The organism is Pseudomonas sp. SIMBA_068, from assembly GCF_046534705.1.
Classification (GTDB): Bacteria; Pseudomonadota; Gammaproteobacteria; order Pseudomonadales; family Pseudomonadaceae; genus Aquipseudomonas; species Aquipseudomonas putida.
This window is the reverse complement of record NZ_JAWRYI010000425.1, coordinates 1-275: the sequence shown is the minus strand read 5'-3', so window position 1 is coordinate 275 and position 275 is coordinate 1. Positions and strand designations below refer to the sequence as shown.

1 protein-coding gene is annotated in these 275 nt (G+C 67.6%); it reads left to right on the top strand.

The window, feature by feature from the left end:
- The coding region (locus SB756_RS29815) for a hypothetical protein (protein WP_410913184.1) at positions 1-275 on the top strand (275 nt) is incomplete at both ends.

The window sequence follows — 275 nt, the reverse complement described above, 5'->3', positions numbered from 1 at the left end:
ACTGGTACTCAACGACAACGGCGGGCGGAGCATTCACTTTGAGCCGCTGCTGCCGGGGGAGGCGGTGTACAGCCGCAGCGAGTCAATGTGGCTGGTGCGCGGTGGTAAGGCAGCGCAGCCGGACGGCCACACGCTGGCGCGGCTGTGGGGGGCGCTGCCGCCGGATATCCGGTTAAGCCCGCATCTTTACCTGGCGACCAACAGCGCACAGGGGCCGTGGTGGATACTGGGGTGGTCAGAGCGGGTACCGGGTGCTGAGGACGTACTGCCAGCGC